Below are 18,805 nucleotides of genomic sequence, written 5' to 3'. Positions count from 1 at the left end.
GCTGGACAATAGGTTCAGCGGGCGCATCACGCGACATCACCCGCGACGCGCTCGATGAAATCGTGGATCAGCGTCCGCAGCGCCTGCAGCGACGGCAGATCCATCAACATGGCGATATAGCCACGGATGTCGCGGTCGTTGATCGCGAAGTTGATGTAGAGGAACAGAACCACGCCGCCGTCGGCGTGCTTGGCCGACAGGCTGAACAGCGCCGCGCCATCGCCGCGCATGACCTCCGGAAGCGACATCTGCAGCGGCCTCTGCAGCATGTTGGCCATGGTCGCCAGGCAGCTGTTGAGCACCACGTTGCCGGTCTCGGCCAGCGCCTCGTCTTCCATCTCCAACGCTTCGCCCGCCGAGAGCGCGCCGCCGGTCACCGCGTGGACTAGGGCGAGACTGTTGGTCTGGGGGAAGATCAGCAGGGCGCGCCCGGAGAACACGCCTTCGAAGTCCTGGCGCACGGCGACCAGTTCACCCGCCTCGCGCTCGCGGATCAGGGTGGCGGCGCTCTCGCGCGTCATGACCTCGACCGACGGCACCGACAACAGCACCTGCTGGCCGACCATCTTTCGCAGGCTGCTGGCGGCGCGGCTGACGCCGATATTGACCAGCTCGGTCAGGGCGTCGCGCTCCAGCTCTTCCAGGAAGATGGACTGAACCGTCATTGGCCGTTCGACCGCAGCCGCAGAGCCGCGCCCGAGATGAAGCCGCGCATGCCGTCCTCGGTGACGGGCTTGGCGATGAAGGTGGCGTTGGCCGCGCGGGCTCGCGCGATGATTTCGTCCTGGACGTTCGCCGTGGCCACGGCGATCGGCATGTCGGCGAACCGTCCGCGCAGCTCCTCGGCCAGCTCCAGGCCATCGCGACCCGGCATGTTGAAGTCCAGGACCACCAGATCGATCTTCTCGTTCTCGAACAGCGCCACCGCCTCATCGGCGTTGCCGGCCTCGATCCGCCGCCACTCGGGCTGCAGGGCCGCAATCGCCTTGCCGACCACGATGCGGGCCAGCTTGCTGTCGTCGACGATCAGAACCGTCGTACCCATGAAACCCCTCCAACCTTGCCGCCTTCGCAAGGCGGCGAACACAATAGTCTCGGTCTAATCCGCCTTCCGGACGAGCGCTGGAAAAAGGCGATCCCGTAGGAACGGCTCGACCGGCGCGCCGACCACGGGCGCATCGAATGCCAGCAATACCTGTACGACAGCGGCATGGAGGCTGTCACACCCCGATATGTCGACAATAACGCCTTCGGATGGCTGTAGCAGAGCTGCGAGCGTCTCTGCGTCTTCCACCCGACAGTGGCCAGTCAAATAGACGACGTCGCCGTCGCGGGAGGCCATCATGCCAGAAGCTCCGCCAGGTTCAGGACCAGCAGCACATCACCGTCGGACGTCAGGGTCGATCCGACCACGCCGGCCACGCCGGAAAGCAGCCCGCTCATCGGCCTGACGACCGCATCGGTCCGGTCAAGCACCGCGTCGACCGCGAAACCGACCAGCTCGCCGTCCACCCAGGCCACCACGACGCGATCGACAGCGCTGAGCGCTCCCCCCGCGCCGCCCACGGTCTGTTCCAGCCAGACCAGCGGCACGACCGCGTCGCGCAGGACGAACGCGTGGCCGGCGCGGACCGGGACGACCTGGCTCGTCGACACCCGCGTGACCTCGACGATGTCTTCCAGCATCAAGCCGAAATGCTCGGCCCCGGCGGCCACCACGAGCAGCCGCGCCAGAACCATGCGGATCGGCAGGACCAGGCGGATCGTCGAGCCGCGCCCGAGCTGGCTAACGACCTCGACCCGGCCGCCCAGCTTCGCCGTCGCCGACCGCACCGCGTCCATGCCGACCCCGCGTCCGGAGACGCTGCTGACGGTGTCGGCGGTCGAGAAGCCAGGCTGGAAGATCAGGTCGATCAGCTCCGCCTCGCTCAGCGCCATCACCTCGTCGATCAGGCCGCGCGACAGGGCTCGAGCGCGGATGCGCGCTGGATCGACGCCGCCGCCGTCGTCGGCGACCTCGACTACCACTTGGTCGCCGACGGCGCGGGCGGAGAGCTTGACGACGGCCTGGGCGGACTTGCCCGCCGCCAGACGGGCCGCCTCGGTTTCGACACCATGATCGACGGCGTTGCGCACCACATGCAGCAAGGGTTCGAACAGGCCGTCGACCACGGCCTTATCGACCTCGACGTCACCGCCCTCGACCTCCAGCGACACGGCCTTGCCGAGACCGGCGGCGATCTCGCGGACCAAACGTGGGAAGCGTCCGAACAGAGGCGTCAGCGGCGTCAGTCGCGCGCGGCCGACCGTGGCATGCAGGCTGGCGACCAGGCGATCCAGCTCGGCCTGGCGCGCCCGCAAGGCCGAACCAAGCCCCTGCCCGCCTTCCAGCCGGTCGGCCTGGGCGGCAAGGTCGCCAAAGCCGCTCTTGGCGACCACCAGTTGGTCGGTGATGTCGGCCAGCTGATCGATCCGAGCGGCGTCGATGCGCAGGGTGCGCCGGCCCGTGTCCGTCTCGATCGGCGCCGCCGGTTCGACAGGCGCCGGCGCCTGACTTGTCAGTTCGATCTGGTCGCGCACCAGCCGCAGAGATGCCTCGACCAGACTACAGTCCGCCGTGGACAGGGCCTGGATCACCAGGTTGCAGGTGAACGGATCATAGAGCGCGCGATCACCGACGGGCTCGCGCAGGTCCACGCGCAGTTCGGTCAGACCCGGCACTCCCGAGATGATGGCGATCGGATCGTCGCCCGCGAAATAGCAATCGGCACGCGGCGTATAACGGATGGCCGTCCCAGCCTTGCCCACGAACGGCGCGCCGCTGGAGGCAACCGGGCTGGACGTGGTGCCTTCGGCCGATCCCAGCAGGGTCAGCAACCGCTCGGCGACGGCGTCCGCGTCGGCCGACAAGACGCCCGTCGTTTCAAGCGCGTCCAGCCAGCGCTCGACCTGGTCCACGACCGCGACGAGGCGCGTGAAGTCCCGGGCGACCTCCCTCCCGCCGCGCAAGGCGCCCAACCGGTCCTCGGCCACGTGCAGCACGCGTCCCAGCGGCTTCAAGCCCAACAGGTCGGCCGAGCCCTTCAGGGTGTGGACCGCGCGAAAACAGCTATCGAGCCGCGCGGCGTCCCGCGGCGCGCGCTGCAGGGCCGCCAGGTCGGCGCTGGCCTCCAGCGCCTGCTCGCGGCCTTCGATCAGGAACTGGGCCAGGAGTTCGTCGATCACCGCGCGTCCTCCGGGCGCTGAAACACCACCGCGTCCTCGAACCGACGGACAAGGAAGCGCTCGTCGATCCGGCTCATGGACTCGGTGTGGCCCAGACACAGATAACCGCCCGGCGTTAGTCGGTCATAGAGGTTTTGGGCGGCCGTCAGGCGCGAGGCCTCGTCGAAATAGATCAGCACGTTGCGGCAGAAGATCACGTCGAACGCGCCCTGCTCCTTTAGGCGCACGCCGTCGATCAGGTTGGCTTGGGTGAAAGTCACGGACTCGCGCAGATCGTCGATGATCTTGCGGCGATGGCGCTTGGCCGGTTCGAAATAGCCCTCTCGCACGGCCTCCGGCAGCCGAGACAGGGCGCGCTCGCCATAGAGCCCCACGCGGGCGGCGTCGAGCGCATGGGTGTCGATGTCGGATCCGACGATCTCGATGTTGTAGGCGTCGACCAGGCGCCAGTTTTCCAGCAGCCACAAGGCAATGGAATAGGTCTCCTCGCCGGTCGAACACGGCAGCGACCAGATCCGCACCTTGTCGCCGGGCCGTCGGCGCGAAACGATATCGGGCAGCAACTCGCGGCCCAGGCAGGCCAACTGATGCTCCTCGCGGTAGAAATAGGTCTCGTTGACCGTGAAGGCGTTGATCAGGGCCTGGCGCTCTTCGCTGTCGATACGTAGCAGCGACATGTAGCTGGCGAAGTCCCCGCCGGCATGCGCGAGCCGATCGTTCAAGCGGCGCTCGATATAGTAGCGCTTGGCCTCGCCGAACCACATGCCGGTCTCGCGATAGAGATAGTCCCGCAACCGTTCCAGTTCGTCGTCTGTGAAGGCCGCGGTCATCGTGGCACCATCGCGACCAGACGGCCGGCTATGGCTTCCAGCGGTTCGACCGCGTTCGCGCCGCCGGCCCGAACCAGCGATCCCGGCATGCCCCAGACGACGGCCGTGTCCTCGGCCTCGGCGATCGTCAGGCCACCAGCCTTGTGAAGCGCCGTCATCTCGCGCGCGCCGTCATCGCCCATGCCGGTCATCAGCACGCCGACCAGTTGTTCGGGCGGGACCTGGGCCATGGCGCTGGCGACCAGTCGATCGACGCTCGGATGCCAGCGATACTTTTCGTCGGCCGGCGCCGGCAGGGCCACGAGACCGGACACGCGGCGACTGACCACCATGTCCGCGCCGCCACGCGCGATATAGATGCCGCCCGTCTCCAGACGCGTAGGCGCCGTCACCTCGCTGACGGTCAGAGCGCTCAGCCCGTTCAGCCGCGAGGCCAGCGAGCCGGTGAAGGTCGCGGGCATGTGCTGGGCGACAAGGATAGGCCACGGGAAGTCGCCAGGGATGTCGCAGAGCACGGTCTCGAGCGCGGCGGGTCCGCCCGTCGACGCACCGACCACGACCAACCCCTTTGGTTCTTTCCCCGCCTTAACGCTTACCGCCTGTGCGGTTCGGATCGGGCGAGGCGGTGGTTGCGTCGGACTTTTGATCTCGCCGCGTCGCGCGCGCAGGCGCTCGACCAGGCGATGGGCGCGCCCGACCCGCGCTGTCGCGGCGGCCCGGACCTTCTCGATCAGGACCGGCGCTAGTTCGCCGGCGGCCAAAGACATAACGCCATCGGGCTTTGGCACGAAATCGACCGCGCCGAGTTCGAGAGCGGTCAATGTTTCCTCGGCGCCGGCGGCGGTCAGCGAAGAGACCATCACGACCGGACATGGCCGCTGCAACATGATCCGATCCAGGCACTCCAGCCCGCTCATGCTCGGCATCTGAACGTCGAGGGTCACCACGTCGGGCAGGAAGCTGCTCAACTTCGCCAAGGCCTCGACCCCATCGCGCGCGATGGCGACCTCGAAACCGGCTTCGGAGAGGATTTCGCTCAGGACGCGCCGGATCAGAGCCGAGTCGTCGACGACAAGGACCTTTGTCACGAAGTGGGTGACGCCCGGGTCAGATCGCGCAGCAGGTCGGCCTCGGCCCGCGCGAGCAGTGTTTTCGGATCGACCAGCAAGATGACTTCACCCCCGCGCTCCACGGCGCGATCGAACAAACGGGCCTGGTCTCCCGAGAGTTCCGGCGCGGGCAGCAGCTCGTCCGCGCTGATTTCCAGGATCTCGCTGGCGCCGTCCACCGCGAAGCCGGCTTGCAGGCCGTCCACCGTGACGACGACCACGCGGCCGTTGGCGGCCGGCTCACCGGGCGCCGAGAAGCGCAGGCGCTGGTCGATCACCGGCAGGGTTTTGCCGCGCAGGTTCATGACACCCCGAACATACGCCGGGGCCTTGGGAAGCCGGGTGAATTGGTCCGGCGTGCGCACGACCTCGTCTACGGCCGCGATCGGCAGACCGTAGCGCTCGTCGCCGAGCCGAAGGATGACGAAGCGCTCGCGGATCGTCGCCTGTCGGGTCTCGGCCATATCGGCCTCCTTGGAACCACTTCCGAGCGCCAGCCACTGGGCTACACGCTCGTCGCTCAACAGGCGATCCGGGGTCAGGATCGCCAGGACGCCACGGCCATCGGTCAGCCGCAGCACCGTATCGATGCGCGCCTCGCCGCCACCGCGGTTGAACAGGCTGGGCGCCTTGCCCAGGCGGTCGGCCGAGGCCCGCACGATCGCATTGACCTCGTCGATGACCAGGCCAACCCGCTCACCGCCGACGCGCACCACCACGAGGCGTCCGTTGATCGTGTCACCCGCCAGGCCTAGCAGGCCTCGCGCCGACAGCACTGGCAGGACCTGGCCGCGATAGTCGCTGACGCCTAGCAGCACCGCCTCGGTGCGCGGGAGTTCGGCGATGGCCTTCGGGACGGCCGCCACCTCGACGACGGCGTCCAGCGGCAGGCCGTAGCTCTGCCCCGCGAGGCTGAACCCCAGAAAGGCGAGATCGGGTTCGCTCGCCTGCTGAGGCGTCGGACGCGCCGCCTCGAGAGCGACCGCCCGGCGACGCCCCCGATCAACGGCGAACTTGGCGTCCAGCGCTTCGTCCAAATCCAGCCAAGGCGTCCCGTCGGCGCGCGAGAGCCGCAGCCGGGTATCGCCGTCCTCCCCCTCGCCGTCGGCGAACGCCAGGGCCTCGACCCCGTCGACAACTAAACCGACCGGCGGGTCGCGCCGCAGCACGACGACGCGGTCGCCATCCTCACCGTCCAGGCCCAGCATCTGTCCCAACGACACGATCGGCAGAACGGTCCCACGCAGATGCGCCACGCCCAGCAGACCGGGCGGCGCATGCGGCACGCGGGTCAGGCGGGGGCGCTTGATCACCTCGGCAACGGCCTGGGCGGGCAGCGACATCCGGGCGCCGGCCGCTCGGACGGTCAACCGCCGACGAGCGCCGTGGTCCGCGCTCATGCCTCGGCCACGCGCTGGAGCTCGCTGGCCAGGAGAGCAATTTCCTCGATCGCGGCGGCCAACTCCTCGGCCGCCTGGGACTGCTGACGGGCCGCGACAGCGGCCTGGCTCGCTGCGGCGCTGGCCTGCTCGGCGGCGACCGCGATCTGGCTCACGCCTGCCGATACCTGGGCGCAGGCCGAGAGAATGGCCTCGCCGCCCTCGGCGATATCATGCGCGCCCGCGCGCAGCGCCTCGGCCTCCTGCACCACGGCCCCGAGCCGCTCTTCGATCGCGCGGTTGCGATCGACTTCCACCTCAGCGACAGCCACGGTCTGGTCGACCTCGCGGCGGACCTTGCCGATCTGCACCGAGATCGCCGCGATCAGGTCTTTGACAGACTCGGCGTTTCCCGACGCGTCTCGCGCCAGGGTCCGGATATCGCCGGACACCACGGCGAAGCCGCGACCGGCCTCGCCCGCCCTGGCCGCCTCGACCGCGCCGCTGGTGGCCAGCATGGTAGTCTGGACGGCGATCAGCGAGAGCCCGTCCACCAGCTTGGCGGTCGCCGCGCTTTCCAATTCCAGAGCTTCGACGGCGTCCAGCACCGAGCGATTTTCGGCCGTGGCCGCCTCCACATTCTCGACCAGCGACGAGATCGCCTGACGGCTTTCCTCCAGCAGCCCCCGCATCGTCTCAGCCCGCGTCGCGCTCTCGGCGCCGTTGACGCTGGACAATCGCGCGGCCCGCTCGATCTCGGTCATCGCGGCGCTGGCCTGCTGGGTCGCCGCAGCCTGGATCTGCGCACCTCTGCTGATCTGGTCGATGGCGACGAGAATCTCGTCCGCCGACCCGGAAAGTTCCTGGATGGCCGCAGAAAGCTCTTCCGCCGCAGCCGCGGTCTCGGTAGCCGCGGCCGCCGCGCCGGTACCCGTGGTCCCGGTCTCGACCAGTTCGCTCAAGGACTCGGCCGCGCTCTGGCTCTGGTCCAGGGACTGCCCCTGCTGCTGGATCGAGCGCTGAGCTTCCGTAGCGGCCGCAGCCTGTTCCTCGGCCGCGCTGGAGATGCTTTCGGAACCGCGTCGCATTTCGTTCGTCGCCGATGCGGCTTCGACGGCCGCGATCAGGACGATCTGGCTGTCCTGACTGAGCCGAGCCATCTCCGTGCGGATCGTCTCCAGCGTCGACAGGATCCTTGTCGCCGAGGCCGCCTCGGCCTCGGCCGTCGTCGCGGCTCGGCGCAGACGTCCACCGACGTCGCGGACCATCGTTGTCATGCGCCCGGCGGAGTCCTTGATGTTCCCGGATCTCGCCTCGGCGGCCTCGGCCAAGGCCCGCACCTCGTCGGCGACGACCGCGAAGCCACGCCCCTCGTCGCCCGCCCGCGCGGCCTCGATGGCGGCGTTCAACGCAAGGAGATTGGTCTGGTCAGCGATGTCGGAAACGGCGACCGTGATCTCGTTGATCCGAGCCGCGTGCTGGTCCAATTGGGCCACGACGTCGACGGTCATCAACTGGCGCCGGGCGTTGGCCGCCACGGCCTTGATGGACGCGCCGACCGCCGCGCCAAATTCGGTCAGGATGCCTTGCAGCGCTTCGGCCCGCTGACGCGCCGCCTCGGCGCGTTCCCGCCCCTCCCGGAACTGCTCGGTCATCGCATTGGTGGCCGCGAGCGATTCGTGCGCCGCCCCGGCGGCTTCCTCGGCGCCGCTGGAGATCTGCGCCAGGGCGCGCCGCAATTCCTCGACAGCGCTGGCGGCCTCGGCCAACCCGCTGCTGAGCTCGAGCACCGCGGCGCTGATCCGGCCCTCGGCGCCCTCCCGATAGGCGCGAGGCTTGCGGGCCGGGGCGCGTTTGACGGCGGGCTGCTCATCTTGTGCGGCCGGCGTTCCACCCGTCTTGGCGCGACCAGCCAGCCTCGTCGTCTTCACAAGCGCCATCTGGTCAATCCTGGAACACTCTTCAGCCCACCCGAGCGCCCGTCGCGATCAGCGCTGAAGAACGGTCATACAAGCATGGATGTGTCACACCGCTCAACACGGCCTGCCGCCAATCGCTCTGCTTCCTGAAGTGCATGTGGCCGGTAGCGGACGGCTAAGCGTGTTTTTCAGATCGATCCGAGCCCTGTGTCGACTTGACGACCGCAACCTCGACTTGCGGCCGACGTTAGGCCTGCACATCCATCCAATCGGAAGACGCTCATGGCCACCCCGGCGAAGACCAAGGCCACGCGCGCCAGCGCCAAGCCTTCGACCGCACCCAAGATCCCGCAGCCCGCCGGTCCCTCGACCGAGGGCGAAGTCTTGGTCGCGCCTGGCGGCGAGACCCATCAGCAGGCAGATGGCCCTGACACCCAGCTGACGACCAATCAAGGCGTGCCGATCGGCGACAACCAAAACTCGCTGAAGGCCGGCGCGCGCGGTCCGGTGCTGCTGCAGGACTTCATCCTGCGCGAAAAGATCATGCACTTCGACCACGAGCGCATCCCCGAGCGCGTGGTCCACGCCCGTGGCTCGGCCGCGCATGGCTTCTTCGAATGCCTTGACTCTTGCGCCGATGTAACCGCCGCCGACTTCCTGCAGCGTCCCGGCGAGCGTGTCCCGGTCTTCACCCGCTTCTCGACCGTGGCCGGCAACAAGGGCTCGGCCGATCTGCCGCGCGACGTGCGCGGCTTCGCGGTCAAGTTCTACACGCAAGCGGGCAACTTTGATCTCGTCGGCAACAACATGCCGGTGTTCTTCATCCAGGACGCCATCAAGTTCCCCGACCTGATCCACGCGGCCAAGCAGGACCCCGATCGCGAGTTCCCGCAGGCGGCCACCGCCCACGACACCTTCTGGGACTTCATCTCCCTGACGCCCGAGAGCATGCACATGATCATGTGGGCGATGAGCGACCGGGCCATCCCGCGCTCGCTGCGCATGATGGAAGGCTTCGGCGTCCACACTTTCCGACTGGTCAACGCCGCCGGCGACAGCACCTTCGTGAAGTTCCACTGGCGGCCCAAGCTGGGCGCGCAATCGGTGGTCTGGGACGAGGCGCTGAAGATCAACGGCGCCGACCCCGACTTCCACCGCCGCGACCTGTGGGAGGCGATCGAAGGCGGCGACTTCCCCGAGTGGGAGTTCTGCTTGCAGACCTTCACCCAGGAACAGGCCGACGGCTTCGATTTTGACGTGCTGGACGCCACCAAGCTGATCCCCGAGGAGGTCATCCCCCTGCGCGTGGTCGGCCGCATGGTGCTGGACCGCAACCCGGACAACTTCTTCGCCGAGACCGAGCAGGTCGCCTACTGCGCCGCGCACGTGGTGCCGGGCATCGACTTCACCAACGACCCCCTGCTGCAGGGCCGGCTGTTCTCGTACCAGGACACTCAGTTGAAACGCCTGGGCGGGCCCAACTTCCACCAGATCCCGATCAACCAGCCCAAGTGCCCGTTCCACAACCTGCAGCGCGATGGCCACGTGCAGATGGGCGTCCCCAAGGGTCAGGTGAACTACGAACCCTCCAGCCTGGGCGCCGCCGTGGCGCGGGAGTCGCTGGAGACCGGCTACCAGACCTTCCCCAATCCCGAGGCCGGCGAGCAGCTGCGCCTGCGTCCCGAGACCTTCGCCGACCATTACACCCAGGCCCGCTTGTTCTTCGCCAGCCAGACCAAGCCCGAGCAAGACCACATCGTCGCGGCCCTGGTCTTCGAGCTCAGCAAGTGCGTGACGCCGCGTGTTCGCGAGGCCGTGCTCTCCCGACTGATCCACATCGACGCCTTCCTGGCCCAGTCGGTGGCGGAAGGTTTGGGCTTCCCGGGCAAGATCGTCCCCGCCCCGGCCCCGATCGCGGCCAAGGACATGGAGCCCTCGCCCATGCTCAGCCTGCTGGCCAAGGCCGCGCCGACTCTGGAGGGCCGCAAGATCGGCGCCCTCGTCAGCGACGGCTGCGACGACAAGCTGGTCGCCAAGCTGAAGGCCGCCGTCGAAGCGGCTGGCGCGAAGCTGCAGATCATCGGCCCGACCATCTATGGCGTGACCACCGCCAGCGGCGCGACGCTGCCGGTCGATCACAAGATCGACGGCGGGCCTTCGGTGTTGTTCGACGCGGTAGCGATCCTGCCGTCCGAGGACGGCGGCGAGCAGCTCGCGATCGAGGCGGCGGCGGTCAACTTCCTGCGCGACGCCTATGGCCACTTGAAGGTCATCGCCTACCTGCCCTCGGCCGCACCGCTGTTCGCGGCGGGCGGGATCACCGACGTCGGACCGGATGACGACGTGGGCCTGATCGCCCTGCCCGACGCCAGCCTAGACGACTTCATCGCCGCGGCTTCGGCCGGTCGCATCTGGGCGCGCGAGCCCCTGGTGCGTCCGCCGCCCAAGCCGCTGGTGGCGGCGGCCTGAGCAAGCCCGGAACGAAGTCCATCTGGCGGGGATTAGCCCACTCTATCACAGACCCATTACAGGACCTCATGAGCATCTTCAGCAGCATCCTGAATAAGATCTTCCATCGCAATCCGCCCCCCGCGGCCCCGCAGCCGGCGCCGCAGACCGCGCCGACGGCGAGCGCCCCGGCGGCGGCGGCTCCAGCCCCAGCGCCGTCCACTCCCGTAGACGTCGAGGCCGTGCTCACCGACTTGGCGGCGCAGAAGAGCGGCGGCGGCAACTGGCGCACCTCGATCGTCGACCTGCTGAAGCTGCTGGACTTGGACTCCAGCCTTCAGGCGCGCACGGAGCTGGGCCAAGAGCTGGGCGTCCATGCCGGTGCCGACGGCAGCGCCGAGCAGAACATCGCCCTGCAAAAGGCGGTGTGGGCCAAGCTGGCCGAGAACGGCGGCCACGTTCCGGCCAGCCTGAAAGATTAGGCGCGGCAAGCGGCCCCTCATGATCGACTGCCTGATCATCGGCGGAGGGCCCGCCGGCCTGACCGCCGCGATCTACGCCGCGCGCTTCCACCTGTCCGTACAGGTGGTCGACGCCGGCGACAGCCGCGCCGCGCAAATCCCGCTCACCCGCAACCACGCCGGTTTTCCCGAAGGGATCTCCGGCGTGGCGCTGCTGGAGCGCATGCGTCAACAGGCGGCCCTCTATGGGACGGCGCTGGTCGCCGGCCGCGTAACGGACCTGAAGCGCGGCCGTGAAGGATTCCTCGCCACTCTAGCGGATCGCGAAATATTGGCCCGCACCGTCCTGCTAGCCACCGGCGTGACCAACCGCCGGCCGTTCATGGACGACGACCTTCACGCCGAGGCGCTTCGGCAAGGCCGCCTGCGCTACTGCCCGGTCTGTGATGGTTACGAGGTCACGGATCAGGTTGTGGCGGTTGTCGGCCTTGGTCCACGAGCGGCTCGGGAGGCCGAGTTCCTGCGCAGCTACACCGCCGACATCAGCTTGATCGGCTTGACCGGCGAAGATGGGCTGGACGAGGCTGATCGCTCGCATCTCGACACCCTTGGCGTCAAACGCTTCGCCGGCCCGGTGCGTGACTTCCAACTTGAACGCGATGGTTTGGTCGTGACCTGCACGGCGGGACGTCTGCGCTTCGACGCCGTCTATCCGTCGCTGGGATCGGACGTCCATTCCAACCTTGCCCGGGCCCTGGGCGCGGCGGTCACCGAGGACGGCTGCATCAAGGTCGACGCCCATCAGCGCACCAGCATCCCCGGCCTCTACGCCGCTGGCGACGTCGTCTTGGGCCTGGATCAGATCAGCCACGCCATGGGCGAGGCCGGCGTGGCGGCCACCACCCTGCGCAATGACCTGGCGGCTGATAGTCCCCTGCTGCGCTGAAAGAGGATCGGCTCTTCTGAAGACGCCTGTGTAAATGGGTCTTTGCGGTTCGGCGCGCGTTGATTGGTTATGAACCTGACCGACGCTCAACAAAACGCCCTCGAAAACTTGGAGCGCAAGCGCCAAGGCAAAGAGGTCCCCTACATCAACATTTCCAGCGCCCGGGCTTTAACCGACCTCGGCCTCGCGGAGCGGAATGCTCAGGGATGGGACATTACCCCCGCAGGATCGGCTACACTTCGGCTGGATACACAATCAAAACCATAAATTCGCGCACCGAGACCATTTCAAAACCTCGATAATTACATATTCAACTTAGTTCCACTTATAATTACTTTCTTTATATCCTTGAATATAAAAATAGAAATTGCTATATATTCTTCCTGGGAAGAGTACGCCTCTTCCCGAGGAACCCCCACAAAATGCGAATTCAAACCCTGGTCGCCGGCGTCTGCGCCGCCGCCCTGATCCCCACCCTTGCGCTCGCACAGCAGACCTGCGAGCAGCGGCAAGGCGGCCGCGTTGTCGGGACACTCGCTGGCGCTGGTATCGGCGCGCTCGCCGGCAGCGCTATCGCTGGCCATGGCAATCGCAATGAAGGCGCGGTCGTTGGCGGCGTCGCTGGCGCCCTGATCGGCAATCAGGCGACGAAGGGCAAGCAAGACTGCGCCCGCGCCTATGGCTTCTATGACAACCAGGGCGCCTGGCACGCCAACACCGTCGCCCGCGGCGACGCCACCGGCTATTTCAACCGCGATGGCGGCTGGGTCGAGGGCACGCCGCGCGGCTACTACGGGCGTGACGGACGCTGGGTGCAGGCCAATGCGGACGCCTCGGCGAGCGGCTACTATGCCAACAACGTCTGGGTCCCGGCTTCGGCCAGCGGCTACTACGCCCAGGACGGACGCTGGATCGCCGCCGCGTCAGGCTATTATGACCGGTCCGGGCAGTGGATATCGGGCCCCGCCACGGGCCGTTACGACGCCGACGGCCACTGGATGGAGGGTCAGGCCAGCGGACGTCGCGACGCCAACGGCGCCTGGATCGCCGATCCTCAGCCGGGCTATTACGACAAGGGCCGCTGGGTCCGCGGCGAGGCGGTCGGCTATTACGACACGCGCGGCCAATGGATCGCCACCGACGGGCGAATCCAACCCGTCAACATGCCCCAAGGCGGCCCTCGCGGGGGATCCGCCGCGCTCAGCGTCGACGAACGCCAAGCGCAACTGGCGGAACGGATCAATCGTGGCGCGCAGAACGGCCGCTTGAGCCGGGCGGAGGTCAGCCAAGCCAGACGCACGCTCGTCGCCATCGAGCGCCAGGAGCAATCGTTGCGCACCCGCCAGGGTTATCTCGGTCCCAAGGGACAAGCGATCATCATGGCCAGGCTCGACGGGTTGAGCAAAAGCCTCAGGGTCGACGTCCGCGACATCTACTGACCCTGTACGATTGCGAGCGCGGGACGGACGTCACGCGCTCGTGACCTCGATACCTACGATCTCCGCCTCCGGACGGTCGCCGATCTCCCACGGCGTCGCCGTCAACGCGCCTCTTGCTTGGCGCCTTTTGGAAAATCCAATGATCTGGCTCTTCGAACTCTCGGCGGGCTTGCTGGTTGTGGCGGCCTTGATGGCTCCGCTCTGCAAGCTCTTCGCGCCCGCCTGGGCCGGAAACGAACCTCGGCGGACAAAGTCGGGGCGCTCATCGTTCAAGGCCCGCTGAGCCAGGCGGCGCGTCGGCGTCGCCTTATCTACAGATCCAGACCCAGAGCATGGCGGCGGCAGTGTTCGAGGTAGGCCGCCTCGTGCGCCGCCGTCAGCTCCACGACGCTGGACCATAGCCATGAGGGCGCGTCGAGCAGGCCCGAGCGATTGCGGGCCAGTTCGGCCACCCAGGCCAGGCGGGTCTTCTCGTCCATCTGCCGGCCGTGCGCGTCACCGACCACGCGCGCCAGGGACTGGGCCGCGGCCATCGCCTCGTCCGGCGTCAGGCCGACCAGCTCGATCTTCATGTCTTGCGGCATCAGCTCGCGGACGATTACCGACTTGCCCAGCAGGCGGCAGGCGGCCATGCGCTCGCCCAGGTTCGGCGACAGCGCCAGCGCGCCGGCCACGATGCGCTCGGCATTGTCGCGCGGCATGTCGGCCTTGGGATCACGCGGCGCGGCGGCCTTCACCGCCTCCTTCAGGTCCAGGAAGCAGATGTCGGGCGCGCCGTCGCCGCCGTCGACCTCGAGCAGGACGGCGTAGCGCAGACGGCCCAGGGAGCTGCAGCCCTTCATCCAGTAGGCCGCGTCAAGCATGCGGATCTCGGCGTTGCGATCGCGCGACTTCAGGGCCATCACCAAGTCGCGGATCGGCTGGCTGAGACACAAGGTTTCCAGCTCTCGCCGCTCGCTGCGGTTCACGGGCCAAAAGCGTTTGCCGATCGGGATTTCGGGCCGACTGCCGTTGAGGCGCTCGGCCGCCAGGTGCTTCCAGGTCCGGTTGGACGCCTCGCCCAGGACCGCGCCGATCATCGGCGGATGGCGCGACTTGGCGTCGAAGTCCTCGGCCAAGGCGTCCTCGTAACCTTCGATCAGGCCTTCGAGCATGCGGGCGGTGATCACGCCCGGCAGATCCGAGCCCCGCGCCGCCGAAGCCAGGGACAGGCCCAGGCGGATCAGGTCGTGGGCCGGGTTGCCGATCACGGTCTGGTCCAGATCGCGGATCTGGATGTCGACGCGGCCCTTGGCGTCGGCCAGCGGGCCCATATTGCCGATGTGGCAGTCGCCGCAAATCCAGATCGGCGGACCGCTGGGCAGCTTGCCGCCGCTCGCCTCCAGCCAATCATAGAACTTGACGGTGCTGCCGCGCACATAGGCGTGGGCCGAACACGCCATCTTCAGATTGCGCATGCGCGTGAGGACGGGTCCGCGTTCGGAAGGGCGCGGCGCCTTGCTGGCCTTGCCCGGTTGCGATTGCCCCATGATCGATCCCCTGACGCCCTCTGAGCGAGACGCGCGGAAGACGACAACGGCGGGCGCGCGGCCACGTTCCTGTGTCGGCGACTCCACGGAACAAATGTGCGCCGAACCGCGGTGCAACGACCTGGAACGCGCGGTGTTTGCTCCCTGCGCGGCCATTCGGAGGTTCGCACGGGGGAAGGATTTCATGCCCAGGACCGAAGACGTCGAACCGCCGATCGGCGATATTCTCACCCCCGGCGCGCGACCTGAACGTCAGCGCATCCACACCGCGGTCCAGGCGCCGGCCGCCGCGGTCGCCGTGGCACTGGCCGCCAGCGCCGGGCGCGGTGTCAGCATTCACATCGCCTCCAGCGAGCGCCGGGCCGAGGAGATCGGCCGGGCGCTGGCCGGCTTGGCCGTCGGCGTCGAGGTTCTGGTCCTGCCGCCCTGGGATTGCCTGCCCTACGATCGCGCCTCCCCCTCGCGCGACGTCATGGGACGGCGGATGCGAACCTTACGCGCCTTGGCGGCCAAGGCCGCCGGCCCCCGCATTGTCGTCACCTCGCCCGAAGCCCTGGTCCAGAAGCTTCCGCCTCGGCCGATCTTGGAGACGGCGTTCATGGCGCTGGAGCGCGGCGCGCCCCTCGATCTCGAGGCCTTAGCGCGGTTCGCCGCCCGCACCGGCTATGTCTTGGACGACCGCATCGACGAGCCCGGCGAGATCGCCTTCCTCGGCGAGGTCACCGACATCTTCCCCGCCGACGCCGCCCGTCCTGTGCGCATCGTGCTGAACGCCGACGGCGCTGTCGACGAGATCCGCCTCTATGATCCACTGACCCAGCGTTCCGAGGGCCAGGCCGACGCACTGCTGCTGGGACCGGCCAGTGAATGGATCGACGAGACGCAGGCAGGCGATCAGGCCTCGTCGTCGCGCCCGCAGGGCCTGGAGCACGGACTGACGGAACGCTACGGCGCGCTCGAAACCCTGTTCGACATCCTGCCCAAGGTCCGCGTCTCGCAGGACGACAAGACCCCTGCCCGGCTGGCCGACGTGGAACTGCACATCGTGGAAGCGTTCGAGGCGCGGCAAAGCCTGGGCGGAATCGACGGCCAGACGCCGCCCGCGCCCACAGGTCTCTACCTGCTCGGCGAGGCGCTGGTGGTTGGACTGGCCAGCTGGACGGCTCGGGTCCTCGATCTGGACGACGTCACGTCCATTCCCAACCTCGCGACCCAACGCAATCCTGGTCGGGCGTTCTGTGATCTGGTCGAGGCGCAACGCCAGGCGCATCGCCGCGTGGTGCTGACCGGCCTCAAGCACGAGCAACGCCCGCTGGCCAAGGCCCTGGCGCGGGGCCTGGACCTCAAGCCCACGCCGGTCGCCGACTGGGCCACCGCCCTGGCCAGCGACCTCGGCGAGGTGGTCAGCCTGCAACTGGACCTGGACACCGGCTTCATCGACGCCGCCGCCGGTCTTGCGGTCATCGCCGCCAGCGACGTGGTCGGCGGGCGTATCGCCGCCCGCAGCGCGACCAGCGCCTCGGATCTGCTGGCCGAGCCCGATCTGCGGATCGGCGACGTCGTCCTGCACGAGGATCATGGTGTCGGCGTGCTACGCGACCTCAAGAGCGTGGAGATCGACGGCCTCGAGCGCGACACCCTGCAGCTAGAATACCATGGCGGGGCCAGCGTCTTGGCGCCCGTCGAGGAGATCGGCCTCATCTGGCGCTATGGCGCGGAGGACACCGCCGTCACCTTGGACCGTCTGACCGGCGATGGCTGGCCAAAGCGCCGGGCCGAGGTCAGCCGCCAGGTCGACGAGGCCGCGCTGCAACTGGTCGCCCTGGCTAAGGTTCGCGAGGCGCGGACCTGCGAGCCTATCGTTCCGCCGAAAACGGCCTATGCCAAGTTCGCCGCGCGCTTCGCCTATCCGGAGACGCCCGACCAGTCGGCCGCCATCGAAGCGGTGCTGGCCGACCTGGCGTCGGGGCGGCCCATGGACCGGCTGGTCTGCGGCGATGTCGGCTTCGGCAAGACGGAGGTGGCCTTGCGCGCCGCAGCTGCCGTGGCCCTGGGTGGACGCCAAGTCGCCGTCGCCGCCCCGACCACGGTGCTGGCGCGGCAGCACTTCGAGACCTTCCGCCGCCGCTTCGCCGGCACGGGAATCGGCGTCGCCCATCTGTCGCGCCTTGTGACCCCGGCCGAGGCCCGCGCCGTCAAGCAGGGCTTGGACAGTGGCGAGATCGGGGTGGTGATCGGCACCCAGGTCCTGGCCGGCAAGAACGTCGCCTTCGACAATCTGGGCCTGATGATCATCGACGAGGAGCAGAAGTTCGGCGCGGCGCTGAAGACCCAGCTGCGAGACCTGGCCCAGGACGGCCATCTGCTGACCCTGACCGCCACGCCGATCCCGCGCACCCTGCAGGCGGCGATGGTCGGCATCCAGGACGTCAGTCTGATCGCCAGCCCGCCCGCGCGGCGCCGGCCGATCCGCACTTTCCTGGCGCCGTTCGATCCCGCCAGCCTGCGCACCGCCCTGCTGCGCGAGAAGCGGCGCGGCGGCCAGAGCTTCTTCGTCGCCCCGCGCATCGAGGACATCGGGCTGCTAAGCGAGCGACTGGCGCAACTGGCGCCCGAACTCTCCGTGCTCGTCGCCCATGGCGGGCTCTCGCCCGAGGACGCCGACGCGGTAATGGTCGGCTTCGCCGACGGCCAGGGCGATGTCCTGCTGGCCACCAACATCATCGAGAGCGGCCTGGACGTGCCGCGCGCCAATACGATGTTCGTCTGGCGTCCCGACCGGTTCGGCCTGTCGCAGTTGCATCAGTTGCGGGGCCGGGTCGGGCGCGGGCGCGTCCAAGGCGTCGCCTACCTGCTGGCCGATCCCGATGACGACATGTCCGAGGCAACCCGCGCTCGGCTCTCGACGCTGGAGGCCTTCGACCGGCTCGGCTCCGGCCTGGCGATCAGCGCCCGCGACCTCGATCTGCGCGGCGGCGGCGATCTGGTCGGGGAGGAACAGGGCGGCCACATCCGGATGATCGGGGCGGCGCTCTATCAACGCCTGCTCGAACGCGCGGTGCGCGTGGCGCGTGGGGCCATCCACGCCGCCGAATGGACCCCGGTGCTGAGCTTGGGGGAAGCCGGCGCGATCCCGCTCGACTACGTCCCCGACCCCGTCACCCGGATCAACCTCTATGCGCGACTGGCGCGGCTGGAAGGCCTGGCCGAGATCGACGCCTTCGAGGAGGAGCTGGACGACCGCTTCGGCGCCGTGCCGACGGCGACCGTGAACCTGCTGGGCCTGACGCGTCTGCAGGTCCTGGCCCGCGCGGCCAATGTCCGTCATGTCAGCGCGGGTCCCAAGGGCTTGGCCCTGACCCTCGACCCAGCCGACGCCGCCACAGCGCTTGACCGAACGGCGCGCGTAACCCCACAGGCGCGGCTCGAGGACAACCGGCTGCTGATCGCCGCTTCGACCGATGACGGCGACGCCCGCCGGCTGTTGGTGGAGCGCCTCCTAATAGCCCTGGCGGCGTGA

15 protein-coding genes are annotated in these 18,805 nt (G+C 68.3%); 5 read left to right on the top strand and 10 right to left on the bottom strand.

All coding sequences use genetic code 11. The annotated features are described in order from the left end of the window. Positions 1 to 26: 26 nt before the first annotated feature. The 8 genes from AC07YH_RS20090 to AC07YH_RS20055 are packed head-to-tail and all read right to left on the bottom strand — an operon-like array spanning position 27 to position 8,483. A complete protein-coding gene (locus tag AC07YH_RS20090) occupies positions 27 to 665 on the bottom strand; it encodes a chemotaxis protein CheC (RefSeq protein WP_494748732.1) in 639 nt (212 codons plus the stop codon). Beyond that, a complete protein-coding gene (locus AC07YH_RS20085) occupies positions 662 to 1,045 on the bottom strand; it encodes a response regulator transcription factor (protein WP_494748731.1) in 384 nt (127 codons plus the stop codon). The genes AC07YH_RS20090 and AC07YH_RS20085 overlap by 4 nt, the downstream gene beginning before the upstream one ends. 54 nt (positions 1,046 to 1,099) lie before the next feature. Beyond that, the gene (locus tag AC07YH_RS20080) at positions 1,100 to 1,345 is read right to left on the bottom strand and encodes a hypothetical protein (protein WP_494748730.1); all 246 of its coding nucleotides are present in this window, start codon (positions 1,343 to 1,345) and stop codon (positions 1,100 to 1,102) included. Next, entirely contained in the window at positions 1,342 to 3,225 is a 1,884-nt protein-coding gene (locus tag AC07YH_RS20075) for a chemotaxis protein CheA (protein WP_494748729.1), read from the bottom strand. Before AC07YH_RS20075 ends, AC07YH_RS20080 begins: the two co-directional genes overlap by 4 nt. After that, positions 3,222 to 4,055, bottom strand: coding sequence for a CheR family methyltransferase (locus AC07YH_RS20070; protein WP_494748728.1), 834 nt, complete (start codon positions 4,053 to 4,055; stop codon positions 3,222 to 3,224). Before AC07YH_RS20070 ends, AC07YH_RS20075 begins: the two co-directional genes overlap by 4 nt. Further along, entirely contained in the window at positions 4,052 to 5,143 is a 1,092-nt protein-coding gene (cheB, locus tag AC07YH_RS20065) for a chemotaxis-specific protein-glutamate methyltransferase CheB (protein WP_494748727.1), read from the bottom strand. The genes AC07YH_RS20070 and cheB overlap by 4 nt, the downstream gene beginning before the upstream one ends. Beyond that, positions 5,140 to 6,564: a chemotaxis protein CheW gene (locus tag AC07YH_RS20060; protein ID WP_494748726.1), complete on the bottom strand. Its 1,425-nt coding sequence runs from the start codon at positions 6,562 to 6,564 to the stop codon at positions 5,140 to 5,142. The genes cheB and AC07YH_RS20060 overlap by 4 nt, the downstream gene beginning before the upstream one ends. Next, entirely contained in the window at positions 6,561 to 8,483 is a 1,923-nt protein-coding gene (locus tag AC07YH_RS20055) for a methyl-accepting chemotaxis protein (protein WP_494748725.1), read from the bottom strand. Before AC07YH_RS20055 ends, AC07YH_RS20060 begins: the two co-directional genes overlap by 4 nt. A gap of 261 nt (positions 8,484 to 8,744) precedes the next feature. Here AC07YH_RS20055 and AC07YH_RS20050 point away from each other — a divergent pair, with 261 nt between their 5' ends. The 4 genes from AC07YH_RS20050 to AC07YH_RS20035 all read left to right on the top strand — a co-directional run bounded on the left by AC07YH_RS20050 (position 8,745) and on the right by AC07YH_RS20035 (position 13,756). After that, a complete protein-coding gene (locus AC07YH_RS20050) occupies positions 8,745 to 10,931 on the top strand; it encodes a catalase (RefSeq protein ID WP_494748724.1) in 2,187 nt (728 codons plus the stop codon). Positions 10,932 to 10,999: 68 nt separating this feature from the next. Further along, the gene (locus AC07YH_RS20045) at positions 11,000 to 11,392 is read left to right on the top strand and encodes a DUF3597 family protein (RefSeq protein ID WP_494748723.1); all 393 of its coding nucleotides are present in this window, start codon (positions 11,000 to 11,002) and stop codon (positions 11,390 to 11,392) included. Between the two features lie 19 nt (positions 11,393 to 11,411). Beyond that, positions 11,412 to 12,317, top strand: a complete 906-nt coding sequence (locus AC07YH_RS20040; protein WP_494748722.1) for an NAD(P)/FAD-dependent oxidoreductase — start codon at positions 11,412 to 11,414, stop codon at positions 12,315 to 12,317. Between the two features lie 422 nt (positions 12,318 to 12,739). Then, positions 12,740 to 13,756: a glycine zipper 2TM domain-containing protein gene (locus tag AC07YH_RS20035; RefSeq protein ID WP_494748721.1), complete on the top strand. Its 1,017-nt coding sequence runs from the start codon at positions 12,740 to 12,742 to the stop codon at positions 13,754 to 13,756. 30 nt (positions 13,757 to 13,786) lie between these two features. Here AC07YH_RS20035 and AC07YH_RS20030 read toward each other — a convergent pair whose 3' ends face one another. Then, positions 13,787 to 14,029 carry a hypothetical protein gene (locus tag AC07YH_RS20030; protein WP_494748720.1) on the bottom strand — a complete coding sequence of 81 codons (243 nt, stop codon included), beginning with the start codon at positions 14,027 to 14,029 and terminating at the stop codon, positions 13,787 to 13,789. A gap of 38 nt (positions 14,030 to 14,067) precedes the next feature. Further along, complete coding sequence (locus AC07YH_RS20025) at positions 14,068 to 15,285, bottom strand: DUF2252 family protein (protein ID WP_494748719.1); 1,218 nt, start codon at positions 15,283 to 15,285, stop codon at positions 14,068 to 14,070. A gap of 184 nt (positions 15,286 to 15,469) precedes the next feature. Here AC07YH_RS20025 and AC07YH_RS20020 point away from each other — a divergent pair, with 184 nt between their 5' ends. Continuing rightward, complete coding sequence (locus AC07YH_RS20020) at positions 15,470 to 18,805, top strand: DEAD/DEAH box helicase (RefSeq protein WP_494748718.1); 3,336 nt, start codon at positions 15,470 to 15,472, stop codon at positions 18,803 to 18,805.

It is taken from the genome of Caulobacter sp. GW456-12-1-14-TSB4 (assembly GCF_059424195.1).
The sequence above is the reverse complement of the archived record's forward strand: the minus strand, read 5'-3'. Positions and strand labels throughout refer to the sequence as shown.